Annotated in this window: 19 protein-coding genes; all 19 read right to left on the bottom strand. The window is 55.3% G+C overall.

From position 1 onward, the window contains the following. Positions 1 to 41: 41 nt before the first annotated feature. A complete protein-coding gene (locus FDP13_RS06525) occupies positions 42 to 914 on the bottom strand; it encodes a phosphotransferase (RefSeq protein WP_143839050.1) in 873 nt (290 codons plus the stop codon). Continuing rightward, positions 892 to 1,485, bottom strand: a complete 594-nt coding sequence (gene lpoB / locus FDP13_RS06520) for a penicillin-binding protein activator LpoB (protein WP_033576256.1) — start codon at positions 1,483 to 1,485, stop codon at positions 892 to 894. Before lpoB ends, FDP13_RS06525 begins: the two co-directional genes overlap by 23 nt. Positions 1,486 to 1,506: 21 nt before the next feature. Beyond that, the gene (locus FDP13_RS06515; RefSeq protein WP_027711709.1) at positions 1,507 to 1,890 is read right to left on the bottom strand and encodes a YcfL family protein; all 384 of its coding nucleotides are present in this window, start codon (positions 1,888 to 1,890) and stop codon (positions 1,507 to 1,509) included. A 7-nt stretch (positions 1,891 to 1,897) separates the two neighbouring features. Continuing rightward, complete coding sequence (gene hinT / locus FDP13_RS06510) at positions 1,898 to 2,248, bottom strand: purine nucleoside phosphoramidase (protein WP_012769356.1); 351 nt, start codon at positions 2,246 to 2,248, stop codon at positions 1,898 to 1,900. 114 nt (positions 2,249 to 2,362) lie between these two features. After that, positions 2,363 to 3,424, bottom strand: coding sequence for a malate/lactate/ureidoglycolate dehydrogenase (locus tag FDP13_RS06505; protein WP_143839049.1), 1,062 nt, complete (start codon positions 3,422 to 3,424; stop codon positions 2,363 to 2,365). A 300-nt stretch (positions 3,425 to 3,724) separates the two neighbouring features. Beyond that, positions 3,725 to 5,158 (bottom strand): PTS glucose transporter subunit IIBC, encoded by a 1,434-nt coding sequence (gene ptsG / locus FDP13_RS06500; protein WP_012769354.1) that lies wholly within the window; start codon positions 5,156 to 5,158, stop codon positions 3,725 to 3,727. 318 nt (positions 5,159 to 5,476) lie between these two features. Beyond that, positions 5,477 to 6,271, bottom strand: a complete 795-nt coding sequence (locus FDP13_RS06495; RefSeq protein WP_033576260.1) for a metal-dependent hydrolase — start codon at positions 6,269 to 6,271, stop codon at positions 5,477 to 5,479. An 18-nt stretch (positions 6,272 to 6,289) separates the two neighbouring features. Further along, entirely contained in the window at positions 6,290 to 7,300 is a 1,011-nt protein-coding gene (holB, locus tag FDP13_RS06490) for a DNA polymerase III subunit delta' (RefSeq protein WP_033576261.1), read from the bottom strand. 7 nt (positions 7,301 to 7,307) lie between these two features. Further along, positions 7,308 to 7,955 carry a dTMP kinase gene (gene tmk / locus FDP13_RS06485; RefSeq protein WP_143839048.1) on the bottom strand — a complete coding sequence of 216 codons (648 nt, stop codon included), beginning with the start codon at positions 7,953 to 7,955 and terminating at the stop codon, positions 7,308 to 7,310. Continuing rightward, the gene (gene mltG, locus FDP13_RS06480) at positions 7,948 to 8,979 is read right to left on the bottom strand and encodes an endolytic transglycosylase MltG (protein ID WP_143839047.1); all 1,032 of its coding nucleotides are present in this window, start codon (positions 8,977 to 8,979) and stop codon (positions 7,948 to 7,950) included. Before mltG ends, tmk begins: the two co-directional genes overlap by 8 nt. Positions 8,980 to 8,985: 6 nt before the next feature. Continuing rightward, complete coding sequence (gene pabC, locus FDP13_RS06475) at positions 8,986 to 9,789, bottom strand: aminodeoxychorismate lyase (protein ID WP_143839046.1); 804 nt, start codon at positions 9,787 to 9,789, stop codon at positions 8,986 to 8,988. A 121-nt stretch (positions 9,790 to 9,910) separates the two neighbouring features. Continuing rightward, positions 9,911 to 11,149: a beta-ketoacyl-ACP synthase II gene (fabF, locus tag FDP13_RS06470; RefSeq protein WP_012769348.1), complete on the bottom strand. Its 1,239-nt coding sequence runs from the start codon at positions 11,147 to 11,149 to the stop codon at positions 9,911 to 9,913. 82 nt (positions 11,150 to 11,231) lie between these two features. After that, positions 11,232 to 11,468, bottom strand: a complete 237-nt coding sequence (acpP, locus tag FDP13_RS06465; RefSeq protein WP_012765204.1) for an acyl carrier protein — start codon at positions 11,466 to 11,468, stop codon at positions 11,232 to 11,234. A gap of 154 nt (positions 11,469 to 11,622) precedes the next feature. Next, a complete protein-coding gene (fabG, locus tag FDP13_RS06460; RefSeq protein ID WP_012769347.1) occupies positions 11,623 to 12,357 on the bottom strand; it encodes a 3-oxoacyl-ACP reductase FabG in 735 nt (244 codons plus the stop codon). Positions 12,358 to 12,370: 13 nt separating this feature from the next. Continuing rightward, a complete protein-coding gene (fabD, locus tag FDP13_RS06455; RefSeq protein WP_143839045.1) occupies positions 12,371 to 13,300 on the bottom strand; it encodes an ACP S-malonyltransferase in 930 nt (309 codons plus the stop codon). Between the two features lie 19 nt (positions 13,301 to 13,319). Further along, complete coding sequence (locus FDP13_RS06450) at positions 13,320 to 14,270, bottom strand: beta-ketoacyl-ACP synthase III (protein WP_012769345.1); 951 nt, start codon at positions 14,268 to 14,270, stop codon at positions 13,320 to 13,322. Positions 14,271 to 14,276: 6 nt separating this feature from the next. Then, the gene (gene plsX / locus FDP13_RS06445; protein ID WP_033576265.1) at positions 14,277 to 15,323 is read right to left on the bottom strand and encodes a phosphate acyltransferase PlsX; all 1,047 of its coding nucleotides are present in this window, start codon (positions 15,321 to 15,323) and stop codon (positions 14,277 to 14,279) included. Between the two features lie 26 nt (positions 15,324 to 15,349). After that, entirely contained in the window at positions 15,350 to 15,520 is a 171-nt protein-coding gene (gene rpmF, locus FDP13_RS06440; RefSeq protein ID WP_012769343.1) for a 50S ribosomal protein L32, read from the bottom strand. A 16-nt stretch (positions 15,521 to 15,536) separates the two neighbouring features. After that, entirely contained in the window at positions 15,537 to 16,058 is a 522-nt protein-coding gene (gene yceD / locus FDP13_RS06435; RefSeq protein ID WP_012769342.1) for a 23S rRNA accumulation protein YceD, read from the bottom strand. Between the last annotated feature and the right edge of the window lie 28 nt (positions 16,059 to 16,086).

Here is a 16,086-nt window from a genome sequence, read left to right as displayed (position 1 = left end):
GGCCGTCCCGGCGGCACCATTCTGTCGTATCACGCACTATTTCACGATTCCGTCGTATCACGCACTGTCGCACCACGCAGCGCATCGGCCGTCTGCCGGTAATACGCTTCGCCGGTCTGTCGCCAACGGACTTCGAACCACATCAACACCAGATAATCCGCCCAATATTGCCAGCGCGCCACCTGTCGCCGCAATGATGCCGGGCACATGCCGCGCCAGTGCCGGCAGTAAGCGTGTAAAAAATCCTGTTGCTGTGCGTCATTGAGTTCACCGCTCCGAAACAGCAACGCCAGCTCCAGCGCGATATCGCCATCCGCCGCATATTCCCAGTCAATCAGCCGCCAGCCGTTATCGGTACGCAGCAGATTGCCGGGATGTACATCCAGATGCAGCGGCGCAATCAATAGCGGCGGCGGCAACGGTTTATCGATAAGTCGCCGGCAGGCGCGCTGCAGCCTCGGCGCACGTCGGGTCGGGTCCATATTCTGCCAGTGGCGCGCTATCAGGCGTTTCAAGGGTAGCGGATAGCCATAACGCGGCAGATGGTGCAGGCGCGCCATTAACGCCGCCAACTGCCCTTGCGCCAGCGCCGCCGAAAATTGCGCGGCATCGGCGGGTTCGCCCGCCAACCATGGCACCAATAACCAGCCATCACGCCAGCACACCGGATGAGGCGCCAACGACTGCCCGCGCAATTTACGCAGCACATGAAACTCACGCTGCCGGGACGTCCCCAACTGTCGCCCCTGCGGCGTTTCTCCACGCGCCAGCCACAGCCCGGCCGGAGAATGTACGCGCCAGCTCTGGTGGCTCAGCCCGGAGACCGGCTGTAAATGAAAACCGGCGGTTGCTACCGCCGGCAGAACCTGCTGTAGCAGCGCGCTTAGCGCATCACTGCTGGCGAACCGTACCATTGCCGGACCAGACAATCTCGCCGGTCTGCACCAGCATCAGTTGCATCGACAAATCCGGTGATTTCACGTCTCCGCTGGCATCGGCATACAGCACATATTGCGCACCGACATACCGGGCCAGCCCCACCGCTTTACTACGCGATTCCAGACTATCCTCTTCCGATAACCCCAACGACTGCCGGGCCACCCCCAACTGCTCACGCGAGACCATGGTAAACTGCCCGGCTGCCGTCAGCGCGTTGTACAGCGCCGTCGTCGCCTGAGCGGTCTGCAGCGAGCCGTTGGTGTTATTTTTAAGCTTGTTCACCAGCAGAATGCTGCCTTTGGCGATGCCGTCGGTTTTCACCATCTGACCCACCAACGGCGTCACCGCGGCAGACCAGTTCAATACCGGCACCTGAATTTTCGGCGGCGTCGGCAACGGTTGACTTTCCGACGGTGGCAACGACGGTTTTACCGGTGTAGGCGGCACGGCCGGCTCGATGGCGGCGGGTTGTTCCGTTTGCTGCACCTGACTGCTACAGCCTGCCATCACCAGCGCCATCAGCACGACGCCAAGATATTTTTTCATGTCTGTCCTCTCAATCACGCATCAGAGAAAAAGATAAAGCCGCACCTGGCTGGCCGCCGGATTGACATGCGTGGACACAAGGGAGATATCCGTATGGGCAGGGATCGCGACCGTCTGGCTAACATCCAGCGGCGACACATCCAACCCTTGCTGATCATACCAGTAAAAGCGATAGTGCAGCGTCACCGGCTTTCCCGATGTATTGCCGACACGAGCCGATGCCTGCTGACCTGCACTGCCACGCGACAGCGACGGACGAGAAGCGCTAATGCCGGCCGCCACTATCGAAGCGTCCAGCACCAGCGTCTGTTTGGAATTAATGCTCAGGCCGGCCGTCCTGCTGCATCCGGTAAGCGACATTCCCAGCAGCAAAACGACCAATACGCCCGATAAAAATACGCGCATCACCGCATCAACCGGCCAGCAACGGCCCCAACGGGCGACCGCCCAGCAGATGCATATGGATGTGATACACTTCCTGCCCGCCGTGACGATTGCAGTTAATGATCAGACGGTAACCGTCATCCGCAATACCTTCCTGACGGGCAAGGCTGCCCGCAACGGTGATCATGCGGCCCAGCGCGGCTTCGTGCTCTGGCGCGGTGTCATTCACGGTGGGAATCAGCACATTCGGCACAATCAGAATGTGGGTGGGAGTTCGTGGCGCAATGTCGCGAAAGGCCGTCACCAGCTCGTCCTGATAGATGATATCGGCGGGGATTTCCCGACGAATGATTTTACTGAAAAGGGTTTCTTCAGCCATAACACAGTTCCTTCAAAAACGTGCGCTCTTGCGCGATGCGGCTTGCAGTATGAGTGATAAATCCAATACTTTTCAACTCTCTTTGTCGGCGTTTGCCGTGCTTTGTCACCGGCGTTACACCGCGAAAAACGACGCCGACATTCCCAGCGAACATCCGGCATCGGTAATTTTCCGCCACTCCCCCTCGGAAATGGCGATGCCGTCGGCCAGTCGTTGCCGGCGGGCTTGTTGCTCCGGTTCCCCGGCAACCAGAATCGGTGCGGCCGGGTCCGACACCCGCGACGCACGAACGTACGCCAACATGGCATCATACTCCTGTTGCAGCCACGCCATCCCCACCAGTTTCGTCGGGTCAATCAGGATTGTCGTCATATTGTTCACGATGGCGCCTTCACGCGGATTACCCGGATGAATAGTGCCGCCGCCGGAAAGAATGCCCGCCAGTAACTCGGCGGCCAGAATCAGACCACCGCCCTTGTGACGCGCAATCGGCAACAATGCGCCGGTGGGCTCACCTTCCCACATCACCCGAGGATCGGCGCTCGGGCGACCGTCACGATCCAGCATTACCGGCTCATCAAAGGTTTTCCCTGCCAGCCAGGCGACGCGCGTTTTACCCAGCGCCACCATGCTGGTGGCGAAATCCAGAATAAAATCAGGGTTGTTATCACTGCCCGGAAACGCAATACAAATCGGATTGGTGCCAAAACGGGCATCGCTGCCGGAAAACGGCGCCACTAACGGCGCGATATCACTGACATTAACGAAATGGACAGAAATCAGGCCAGCCTGCGCCGCCATTTCGCCGTAGGTTCCGATCCGCCCCAAATGACAGGTTGACGACAGCGTCATCAGGCAAACGCCGGTGGTTTTTACCCGAGCGATCGCCGCCTGCATCGCTTCACGGCCGGTACGCTGCCCAAACCCGCGATCGCCGGCAAACTGTAATACTGCCCCGCCATCCTGCACCAGACGGGCCGGCGTGTTGGGGTGCATGGTGCCTGCGGCGATAAAATTGACGTATTCCGGCAACATGCCGACGCCATGACTGTCATGCCCTTTGAGGTTCGCACCGACAAGATGGTGCGCCACACACTCGGCTTCATCGTGATCACATCCCGCATGGCGTAACAGTTCATAGGCTATCTGCGTTAAACGCTCAGCTGAAATCTGCATCCTGTTCCCTCGAAAAAAGTGATGTTGTGATACGCCGCTGATGGACGATGTTGTTATTTCAACGATATTGTTATTTCAACGATGTTGTTATTCCAACGATATGATTATTCAGTGCGGCGGTGATTATCGCGCCGTCGCCATGACAACGGAGGTATCGCGCACGACAGCGTCAATTATCCTACTGCCGAACTTCCTGCGAAGGGAAACGATTCTGCCTTGCCGTCGGAATTCAGGATGTAAAAAAGGGGCCTTAGCCCCTTTTCGTCAACTCCCGGTCATCCGTCGCGAGTGACGGAGATATCAGTGGTTACGGATGTAATCATCCATATCGGTTTTCAGGTTGTCGGACCGGGTACCGAAGATAGCCTGAACACCAGAACCCGCAACGACCACGCCCGCCGCACCCAGCTTCTTCAGCTCGGCCTGGTCAACCTTGGCTACATCGCTCACGCTAACACGCAGACGAGTGATGCAGGCATCCAGATTGGTGATGTTGTCTTTACCACCGAACGCAGACACCAGAGACGCCGCCATTTCAGAACTCCCCTGGGTAGTCTGTTCAGCCGCAGACTCTTCACGACCCGGCGTTTTCAGATCCAGTTTGGCGATCAGCACGCGGAATATCGTGTAGTACACCGCGGCGTAGCACAGACCAACAATCGGGAACAGCCACAGTTTGCTGCCGTTGCCGCTCAGCACGATGAAGTCGATCAGACCGTGAGAGAAGCTGGTGCCGTCGCGCATACCGAGCAGGATACAGATCGGAAACGCCAGACCGGCCAGCACGGCGTGGATGACATACAGAATCGGTGCCACGAAGATGAAGGAGAACTCGATAGGCTCGGTAATACCGGTCAGGAATGCGGTCAGCGCAGCGGAGATCATGATACCGCCTACTTTGGCGCGGTTCTCCGGTTTAGCCGAATGCCAGATAGCCAATGCGGCGGCCGGCAAGCCATACATCTTGAACAGGAAACCGCCGGACAGCTTGCCCGCAGTCGGGTCGCCTGCCATGTAACGCGGAATATCGCCGTGGAACACCTGACCGGCGGCGTTGGTGAATTCCCCAACCTGCATCTGGAAAGGTACGTTCCAGATATGGTGCAGACCGAACGGCACCAGGCTACGTTCAACAATACCGTAGATACCGAACGCCAGCACCGGGTTCTGGTAAGCAGCCCAGTGAGAGAAAGCCTGAATCGCGCTCCCTACCGGCGGCCAAATGAACGACAGCACAACACCGGTGATGATGGCGGTCAAACCGGAAATAATCGGTACGAAACGTTTACCGGCAAAGAAGCCCAGATATTCCGGCAGCCGAATGCGGTAAAAACGGTTGAACATGTAAGCGGCAATCGCACCGGCGATAATCCCCCCCAACACGCCGGTATCGGCCATGTGGTTAGCGGCGATATCTGCCGGCGACATATGCAGCACCAGCGGCGCGACCACAGCCATGGTTTTCACCATGATGCCGTAAGCCACCACCGCAGCCAGCGCAGATACGCCGTCATTATTGGTAAAGCCCAGCGCCACGCCAATGGCGAAAATCAGCGGCATATTGGCGAAAACCGAATCGCCCGCCTGCGCCATCACGCTGGAAACCACTGCCGGCAGCCAGCTGAAGTTGGCCGACCCGACGCCCAGCAAAATACCGGCGATAGGCAGCACGGACACGGGCAGCATCAGCGATTTACCTACTTTTTGCAGGTTTGCAAATGCATTCTTGAACATAATAGAGAGTGCTCCTGAGTAAATAGTGCTTCTACTTCTGATAGTTCGCATGAAGGTGGGGAGGTCATCCTTCACGCGGTCGGGATGTGATATGCATCCTCATTAATTTTTACGCAGAGTAAAATAAATGTTGCACCAAATGTTTGATAGCAGTCACGTTTCAACTCATGGGAAACCCACGTTACTATCAGAAGTCTTATGGTTTGTGATCTAACGCTAAAAATAACCCCAGCCACAGTGCCGATGAAACGGAAAATAGCAGGGGTTATTCGCGATTAATTACGAAGCAAAAAAAAACTCGCGTATTCTCAACCAGGATCAGGCCACGGTCAACCGTGCTGCATCAATATGGAATAACCGAGCAAAATTTTCGGTGGTGGTGGATGCCAGCTGTTCGAGACTGACATTTTTGAGGATAGCCAGATATTCAGCCACATCACGCACATAAGCCGGCTGGTTTTCCTTGCCGCGGTAGGGAACCGGCGCCAGCCATGGAGAATCCGTTTCGATCAGCAACCGATCTAACGGTACGTAACGCGCAACATCGCGTAATGCATCCGCATTACGGAAGGTCACAATCCCGGAAAAAGAAATATAGAACCCCAGATCCAGCAGTTTCTCCGCGGTTTCCCGATCTTCGGTAAAACAGTGCAGCACACCGCCGCATTCATCCGCTTTTTCTTCCCGCAGAATAGCCAGCGTATCTTCACGGGCGGAACGCGTATGCACAATCACCGGCTTGTTCAACGCACGACCGACGCGGATGTGCTCACGAAACGACGCCTGCTGCTGAGGGATGGTCTCCTGCTGATAATAATAATCCAACCCGGTTTCCCCCAATGCGACGACGGACGGCAACGCAGCCAGCGTACGTAACTCGTCAACATCGTACGGCGTTTCCTGGCTGAGCGGATGCACGCCGCAGGAAAAGGCCACATTAGCACGCTCGCCAATCAGTTCGGTCATGGCGCGAAATCCCGGCAACGTGGTGGCGACCGCCAGAAAAAAGCCCACATCGCGCTCAAGGGCTTTGTTTAGCACGTCAGAGACATCTTTGTGCAACGACTGATAATCCAGACCATCAAGATGGCAGTGGGAATCAACTAACAACATAATCAGGAATTCCGGTATTCAGGAAAAAGATGACGGCACCGGCAGTGTGGGAGACGACAATAGCCTCTCCCACGCCAGCAACAGCTCCGTTAATAACAACTCACGGTTTACACCCGTCACCGCTAACAATTGGTGTCTGCAGTGCAACCAACGCCGCAGGCTATGGTGCAGGCGAGTATCTCCAAGCTGGGATGCCAATTGTGCTATCAGCAGCGCCTGATCCTGGTTGGTGCGTTGCTCAGCAGCCTGATAACGCCATTTCAGCGCATCCATAAACAGCGTGCTGATCCAGTGGATCCGACGATCGGCATCATCATGATTCAGCACGGATAGCAATGCCAACGCATCGCCAGATTGCAAGCTTTGACTTAACTGCCGGCAGACCATTTGCCGTGCCGCCCAGCACTCTGGTTGCAGCAAGGCGTCAGCCGCCAGCGGCGCTCCCGCCGACAGCCGCAACGCCGTCCGTAGCGCAAGGTCATCATCATGCCCGCGTGTACGCAGCCACTGCATCCCTTGCGGCTCGGTCGGCACATCCAGGTACAGATGCAGGCAACGGCTGCGCAGCGTCGCCAACAACTGGCCCGGTTCGCGGCAGCCCAACAGGAAATAAGTTTGCGCCGGCGGCTCTTCCAGCGTTTTCAACAGCGCATTGGCCGCCGCCTCCGTCAGGCTTTCTGCCCGCGGTAGCCAGATAACCTTGGCGCCGCCCTGACGTGAACGCTGGTACACCTGTTCCAGCACCTCACGCACCGCATCAACGCCCAGACTCTGTTTGCCTTTTTCGGGGATGAGCGTATGCCAATCCGGATGCGTACCGGCGTTCATCAATTCACAGGCGTGGCAACGCCCGCAACTTTTGGCGCCTTCCGGCTGCCGGCACAATAACCAACGGCTGAATGCATACGCCAGCGAAGCATCGCCCATGCCATCGATCGCATACAGCAACAACGCATGATGACCGCGTTTCGCCTGATGCGACGCCAGCAACTGACGGTAAGGCGCGTTCAGCCAGGAGTACCACTCCATTAACGACTCACTCCCCTCGCCCGTGCTGCCGCTGCAGCCAATCGGACAGAGCCTGACGAATATCGGCGTTAACCTGAGCCAATTCGCGGGAGGCATCAATCGTCACGATAGCGGCATCGGCCGCCGCCAACTGCCGGTAACGAGCACGGGTGCGCTCAAAAAACGCCAGCGACTCTTGTTCGATGCGATCCAGCTCGCCGCGCTGGCGCGCGCGTTTAAGCCCCAGCTCTGGCGGGATATCCAGATACAGCGTCAGGTCAGGACGAAAGTCGCCCAGCACGGTATCCCGCAGCGAGGTCATCAGGTGTGGGTCGATCCCGCGTCCACCGCCCTGATAAGCCTGAGAAGAGAGATCATGCCGATCACCCACTACCCAGGCGCCGCGCGCCAGTGCCGGACGGATCACGTTCTCCACCAGTTGCACGCGCGCGGCGTACAACATCAGCAACTCCGCTTTATCTGTTAATGTTTCCCCTGCCACGCCTTGTTTGATAAGCGTACGTAATTTCTCCGCCAACGGCGTACCACCGGGTTCGCGGGTAAAAACGACATCATGAATGCCAAACGACCGCAATGTTTCCACGACGACGGCATGAGCGCTGGTTTTGCCCGCACCTTCCAGGCCTTCAATCACGATAAATTTACTGTTATTCATTCTTTTCCTTTCCGGCGGCGGCAGCCTGCGCGGAACGATATACCTGCACGGCGCGATTATGATCGTTCAAATTAGACGTAAATGTGTGCCCACCTTTACCATCGGCCACAAAATAGAGATAGTGGGTTTTCGCCGGATGCGCCGCCGCCTCAAGAGACGCTTTTCCCGGCATGGCGATCGGTGTGGGCGGCAGCCCGCTAATCACATAAGTATTGTACGGCGTAGGGGCATCCAACGCACTGCGGGTAATGACGCCGTTATAGCTCTCACCCATGCCATAGATCACCGTCGGATCGGTCTGCAACCGCATCCCGGTTCGCAGTCGGTTAATAAATACCGATGCAACCAATGGCCGTTCATCATTCACTGCGGTTTCTTTTTCAATCAATGATGCCATAACCAGCAGCTCTTCCGGGGTTTTATAAGGCAATCCCTCATCACGGGCACTCCAGACGTCATTAAGCATTTTTGCCATCCGCTGATGTGCTCGCTGCAAGATAGACTTATCACTCATCCCCGCCGTGTGAAGATAAGTATCCGGGTAAAACCAGCCTTCAGGATTCGGCTTGTCTTTCAACCCTACGGCATCGGCGATCGCCTGCGGGGTTTTATCTTCCAGCGTATGCCTGAGATAAGGCGCCGACTTCAACGTTTCCTGCCAGTCCTTTAAACGTGTGCCTTCTACAAATCGCACCGCGAACTGCGCTTCCTTGCCGCTGGCCAACAACGCCAGCATGTCGCGCACCGTCATGGCAGGCATCAACCGATAAGTTCCCGCTTTGAACGTCGCCAGTTCCGGCTCCAGATACAGCAGCCCCGAAAACCACCAACTCTCGCTTATCACCTGCTGTTCTACCAGCAGCGCTTGTAAACCTTCACGATTCGTGCCGGCAGGGAGAGTAAAAATGGTTTCCTGTTTGATAGCCAGCGGCGAAGCAGCAAAGTGCTGTACTTGCTTCCACCTGCCCCAGACTACGATGACCAGCAGAACAATAACCCCAAGAACCCACTTTGTTCTCTTCATAACACATCATGACTCACAGTTAGGGCTCAGAAAGTCATATAACTCTCGTGAGCGATAACGCCAGGTATGCGCCTGATTCACGGGTATCACCGGCATCAGCGCATTACATACCAGCACTTCATCGGCATCCGCCAGTACGTCCAGTGATGCGGACACCACATGGAGCTCAAACACGGAGACCTGCAACAACGCCATAATATGTCGGCGCGCCACACCGTCAACGCCGGAAAGCGCGACATCCGGCGTAAACACCCGCTTTCCCTGGCGCCAGAATAAATTAGCCGCACAGCATTCCACCAGCGCCCCGGAAGTGTCAAGCACCAGCGCCTCATCCGCACCGGAGCGTTCAAGATGCATACGAATCAGCACTTGCTCCAGCCGATTAAGGTGTTTGATTCCCGCCAGCCATGCATTCTGCGCCAGCGGTACCGGGCTGAGCGCTAATTGGATACCATCCTGACGCCACCTGGCATAATGCGACGGATAAGGCGCCTGCATGACGATACGCACCGGTTGTTGGCACCCTGCCGGGCTGTAGCCGCGGCCGCCGTTACCCCGGCTGATGATGACTTTTACCACACCCTCGACACAGCCCGCGGCGGCCTGTCGCATCTCTTCACGCAACAGTGACCAGTCGACATCAGGCAGCAGCAACTTTTCCGCACCTTGCTGCAAGCGTTGAATATGACGTTCGAGCCAGACGATTTGGCCTTCCACCACTCTTGCCGTGGTAAAACAGCCATCACCAAACTGCACACTGCGATCCGATACCGGCAGTTGCTGCTCCGCTTTTCCGTCAATCCACCACATATTCGCCTCCCCAGCCAGAGTGCAAGCCTGTCAATCATTGGTGTGTCCGGCAAGCAGCAATATCCTATTTGACAGACAAAAAAAAGCCCGGCAGAACCGGGCTCATTATTAAAACATCACATCAAACTTTACGGAACACCACAGAACCGTTGGTTCCGCCGAAGCCAAAGGAGTTACACAGCGTGTATTCCATGCCGGCAACCTGACGCGCTTCGTGTGCCACAAAATCCAGATCACAACCCTCATCCGGATTATCCAGGTTGATGGTTGGCGGAACGGCATTATCACGCAGCGCCAGAATACAGAAGATTGACTCTACCGCACCCGCAGCACCCAGCAAGTGACCGATCATAGATTTGGTTGAACTGACCAACACCCGAGTATCCGCACCGAAAACCGATTTCACCGCGTGAGCTTCAGCCTTATCGCCTGCCGGCGTTGAAGTTCCGTGCGCGTTGATATATCCGATTTTTTCTGTCGTGATACCGGCATCACGCAAGGCATTTTCCATCGCCAGGGCCGCTCCGGCACCGTTTTCCGGCGGAGACGTCATGTGGTAGGCATCGCTGCTCATGCCGAAACCGACGATTTCGGCATAGATTTTCGCTCCGCGCTTTTTAGCGTGTTCATACTCTTCCAGTACCAGAATGCCGGCACCGTCGCCCAAGACAAAACCGTCGCGATCTTTATCCCACGGACGGCTTGCCGCCTGTGGATTGTCATTACGGGTCGATAAAGCCCGCGCCGCGCCGAACCCGCCGACGCCCAGCGGCGTACTGGCCTTTTCAGCCCCGCCGGCCAGCATAACATCGGCATCGTTATACGCGATAATGCGCGCAGCGTGGCCGATGTTATGCACACCGGAAGTACAGGCGGTGGCAATCGAAATGGTAGGCCCGCGCAGACCGAACATGATGCTCAGGTGCCCGGCGACCATATTCACAATGGTTGACGGTACGAAAAACGGACTGATTTTACGCGGACCACCATGCATCAGCGCGCCATGGTTTTCCTCGATCAGCCCCAGACCACCAATACCCGACCCGATAGCAGCCCCGATACGACCCGCATTAGCTTCCGTTACCTCAAGGCCTGAGTCCTGCATGGCCTGAATGCCTGCTGCAATTCCGTATTGAATGAAGGCGTCCATCTTGCGCGCTTCTTTGCGCGAAATGAAATCTTCACTGTTAAAGTCCTTTACTAAGCCAGCAAAACGCGTTGCATAGGCACTAGTATCGAAATGATCAATCAGGCTGATACCACTCTGACCGGCAAGAAGAGCATTCCAGGTTGACGCTACTGTATTGCCGACAGGAGATAACATGCCCAGACCAGTCACAACTACTCGACGCTTAGACACGCTTATCCTCCAGGGAGGGAAAAAAATGATACTGAGGTAGAAGAAAACTTAGGCGGTCGAGCGACCGCCTAGATATGTTCGATTACTGCTGGTTAGCCTGAATGAAATCAATGGCTGCCTGAACAGTCGTGATTTTTTCAGCTTCTTCGTCTGGAATTTCGGTATCGAATTCTTCTTCCAATGCCATTACCAGTTCAACAGTGTCAAGAGAATCAGCGCCCAGGTCATCAACGAAAGAGGCATTGTTCACGACTTCTTCCGGCTTAACACCCAGCTGTTCAACGATGATTTTCTTAACGCGTTCTTCGATAGTGCTCATACTCTTAAATTTCCTATCAAAACTCGCTTTCGCGATGGTTTTCGTAGTGTATAAAATGTTGAAAAAGATGCAACAAAATCAATACTGGTCGAACCAAGATTTTGTGCTTTTTGCAGTTTTCGCTGCAAATTAACGCAAATTACGGTGTTACTTATCAGATCATATACATGCCACCATTGACATGCAATGTTTCGCCAGTAATGTAACCCGCCTCATCAGAGGCTAAAAACGCTACAGCACTGGCGATTTCTTTAGCATCACCCAGACGATTGGCCGGAACATTCGTCAAAATGCCCGCGCGTTGTTCCTCTGTCAATGCCCGAGTCATATCGGTTTCGATGAAGCCAGGCGCCACCACGTTAACGGTGATACCGCGAGACGCCACTTCCTGAGCCAGTGATTTACTGAAACCAACCAACCCCGCTTTGGCAGCGGCATAGTTGGCCTGACCAGAATTGCCGCGGGAACCGATCACGGACCCTACGGTAATGATGCGACCAAAACGTTTTTTCATCATGGCGCGCAACACTGCTTTGGACAGCCGGAAAACGGAACTCAGGTTGGTATCCAGTACTTCCTGCCAGGCCTCATCTTTCATACGCAACATCAGATCATCGCGCGTAATCCCGGCATTGTTCACCAGAATATCAATATCGCCGAATGCTTCTTTGATGCTGGCCAAAACGCTTTCTATTGAGGCACTGTCCGTAACGTTCAACGCATAACCTTTACCTTTCGGCCCCAGCCATGCGCTGATATCCGCCGCCCCTTTCTCACTGGTGGCAGTACCGATTACGGTGGCGCCGCGGGCAGCCAACGTCTCGGCGATAGCCCGGCCAATACCACGACTAGCGCCCGTCACCAGGACAATTTTTCCTTCAAAATTCATTATCTTCACCGTTTTACTGTTCAAGCGCTGCTGATAAGGAAGCAGGATCATTAATCGCCGTCGCCGTGAGGCTATCGACGATTCGTTTGGTCAGCCCGGTCAGTACCTTGCCAGGGCCAACCTCTAGCAGGGAAGAAACGCCCTGCGCAGACATGTATTCGACGCACTCCGTCCAGCGAACCGGATTATGCAGTTGGCGCACCAGCGCGCTGCGGATGGCTTCCGGCGCAGATTCAGCACGCACATCCACATTATTCACTACCGGCACGTTCGGTGTGTTGAACGTGATGGCCTCCAGCGCCTCCGCCAGCTTACGTGCCGCCGGTTCCATCAACGCACAGTGAGACGGCACACTGACCGGCAACGGCAAAGCACGTTTCGCACCCGCGGCTTTACACGCGGCACCGGCACGCTCAACGGCGTCTTTACTACCGGCAATCACTACCTGACCCGGCGAATTGAAATTGACCGGTGAAACCACCTGGCCTTGCGCAGCCTCGGCACAGGCAGCAGCGATCGCGTCATTATCAAGACCGATGATAGCATACATCGCACCAGTCCCTTCCGGCACGGCTTCCTGCATCAGCTTACCGCGCAGTTCAACCAGACTAACCGCCTGTCTGAAATCCATAACCCCGGCACAGACCAGTGCGGAGTACTCTCCCAGACTGTGGCCCGCCATCAATGCCGGCAACGGGCCGCCCTGTTGCTGCCAGACACGCCAAAGCGCGACTGAGGCGGTTAATAAAGCCGGCTGGGTCTGCCAGGTTTTATTCAGTTCTTCCGCCGGCCCCTGCTGGGAAAGCAGCCACAAGTCATATCCCAGCACCGAGGACGCTTCGTCAAACGTTTCTTTGATCAACGGAAACTGTTCGGCCAGTTCAGCCAACATACCGACAGACTGAGACCCCTGACCGGGAAATACCATTGCAAATTTCGTCATAGTAATACGTCCAGATTAATCAAAAACGAATCAGAGCGGAGCCCCAGGTAAAGCCGCCGCCAAATGCTTCCAACAGAATCAACTGTCCACGTTGAATCCGCCCATCACGAACGGCCTCATCCAGCGCCGAAGGGACGGACGCGGCGGAGGTATTGCCATGGCGATCGAGCGTGACGACCACTTTATCCATCCCCATACCTAATTTTTTAGCGGTAGCGCTGATAATGCGCAAATTCGCCTGATGGGGAACCAGCCAGTCGAGCTCACTTTTATCCAGGCCGGACGCATCCAGCGTTTCTTCTACAATGTGGGCGAGTTCTGTTACCGCAACTTTAAATACTTCATTACCCGCCATCGTTAAATAAGCAGGCTGCGGTTCATGACGATCCGCATGAGGCAACGTCAGAAGGTTGCCATAACTGCCATCGGCGTGCAGATGTGTAGAAAGAATACCCGGCTCGTCCGAGCGGCCTAACAGCACGGCGCCGGCAGCGTCGCCGAACAGAATCAACGTGCCGCGATCAGCCGGATCCAATGTTCTTGACAAAGCATCTGACCCGATGACCAGCGCATATTCCACCGCACCGCTTTTCACATACTGGTCGGCCACGCTCAACGCGTAGGCAAAGCCGGCGCAGGCGGCTGCAAGATCAAAGGCGATCGTATCTTTGATGCCCAGCATCTGCTGGATTTGGCAAGCCGCGCTGGGGAACGCATGGCTGGAAGATGTCGTCGCTACGATCAGCAATCCCACCCGGCTCTTATCGACGTCTGCCATTTCAAGGGCGTTCTGCGCAGCGCGATACCCCATTGAAGCAACGCTTTCATCCGGCGCAGCAATGCGACGCTCACGAATACCGGTACGTGTGACGATCCATTCATCCGACGTATCCACCATTTTTTCTAAATCAGAGTTCGCTCTGATTTGTTCGGGCAAATAACTTCCCGTTCCGAGAATCTTTGTATACATGTACGCTCAGTCACTCTTGGGTAATACAGCCTTTAGTCGCGACGCAATCCGTTCCGGGAGTTGCCGCTGCACCGTCTGCATCGCCTGTTCAATCGCTACAGCAAACGCATTTTGGTTCGCAGCACCGTGGCTTTTTATGACAGTTCCACGTAATCCTAACAGACATGCACCGTTATAGTGGTCAGGGTTCAGGTGTCCGAAACGCCTGGCCAGACGTCTTTGCAGCCAACGCCCTAAAAATTTCAACCACCATGGCTGTGCTTGCCGACTTTCTCCCCTACCGGACGTCCCCTTCAGGAGAGACAGAAACATTCGCACGACACCTTCCATAGTTTTTAATGTGACGTTACCTACAAAGCCGTCACAGACCACCACATCCGTTTTGCCGGTCAGTAATTCGTTACCTTCCAGATAACCGATATAGTTAATCGAAGGCATCATTTTTAATTGCGCTGCGGCATCCCGAATACTGGCAAGCCCTTTGCTTTCTTCTTCACCGATATTCAGCAACGCCACTCGCGGGTTCGGTAATCCGAGCACGTCTTCCGCCATGACGGACCCCATCACGGCAAACTGGACCAACATCGAACTGTCGCAGTCAACATTCGCCCCTAAATCCAATACGACGCTTTTGCCATGTTGCTGATGAGGCAGCATGGTCACCAAGGCCGGGCGATCAATCCCCTCAATGGGTTTAATCAACAGTGTCGCCAATCCCATCAACGCGCCGGTATTACCCGCGCTGACGCAGGCTTGCGCCCGTCCTTCCCGGATCAGCTCCAGAGCAATGCGCATAGATGTCCCCCGGCTCGAACGAATAGCCTGAGACGGGCGCGCATCGCCAGCAATGACCGATTCAGCTGGCACAATTTCCAAACGGGAAGATAACGAAGAATCGACTTTGGCAAGTAATGGAGTAAGCGCAGAAGGATCGCCGACCAACAGCAAATGGAGGTCTGGATTAGAAGCCAGTGCCTGCAACGCAGCAGGCACTGTAATGCGGGGACCGAAGTCCCCGCCCATTGCATCTAACGCCAAGGTTAGGCGCGTCAAAGTGTTTCCTTGCTAAATCGCAAGAATTACTTGGCAACAACCTTGCGACCGCGGTAGTAACCATCCGCAGTGACGTGATGACGCAGATGTGTTTCGCCGGAAACTTTATCTACGGATACAGCGGAAGTGGTCAGCGCATCGTGAGCACGACGCATACCACGTTTGGAACGGCTAGGTTTATTCTGTTGTACGGCCATGGACCTTACTCCTTAATTACTTACGCTTTAAACTGGCTAATACGGCAAATGGATTCGGTTTTTCCGCCTCAGCGGGCAACTGACCAAACACCATATCCGCTTCGGACACTTCACAGTGTTCAGAATCATGCACCGGCGCAATGGGCAAAGAGAGGATAAGCTCATCTTCAACCATCGCCAGCAAATCAACCTCACCGAACTCATTGACTTCGATAGGCTCATAAGCTTCCGGCAAGGCTTCGGCCTGCTCATCACTGATGACCGGGCTAAAACAGAACGTGGTGTGGACCTGATGTTCGAAAGGCTTGCCGCAGCGCTGACACAGCAACGTCACCGTTACATCAGCCTGTCCATCAATCACCGCCAGCCGCTGGCTGTCAATGCTGAACGACAGCGTCGCATTCACATCGCTGTCCACACTAACCACTGAGTCGGCAACACGCATCGCCTGTTCAGCCGTATAGACACCAACATAATCTAAACGCTTTTGAGCAGTGCGAACCGCATCAAGGGTTAAGGGTAATTTTACCTTTTGCATAGGGCGCGCATATTAACGTCGTAACGAC

Source organism: Dickeya sp. ws52 (genome assembly GCF_007210685.1).
GTDB lineage: Bacteria > Pseudomonadota > Gammaproteobacteria > Enterobacterales > Enterobacteriaceae > Dickeya > Dickeya chrysanthemi.
Note: the sequence above shows the minus strand (reverse complement) of the source record. Positions and strands in the feature narration are given on the sequence as shown.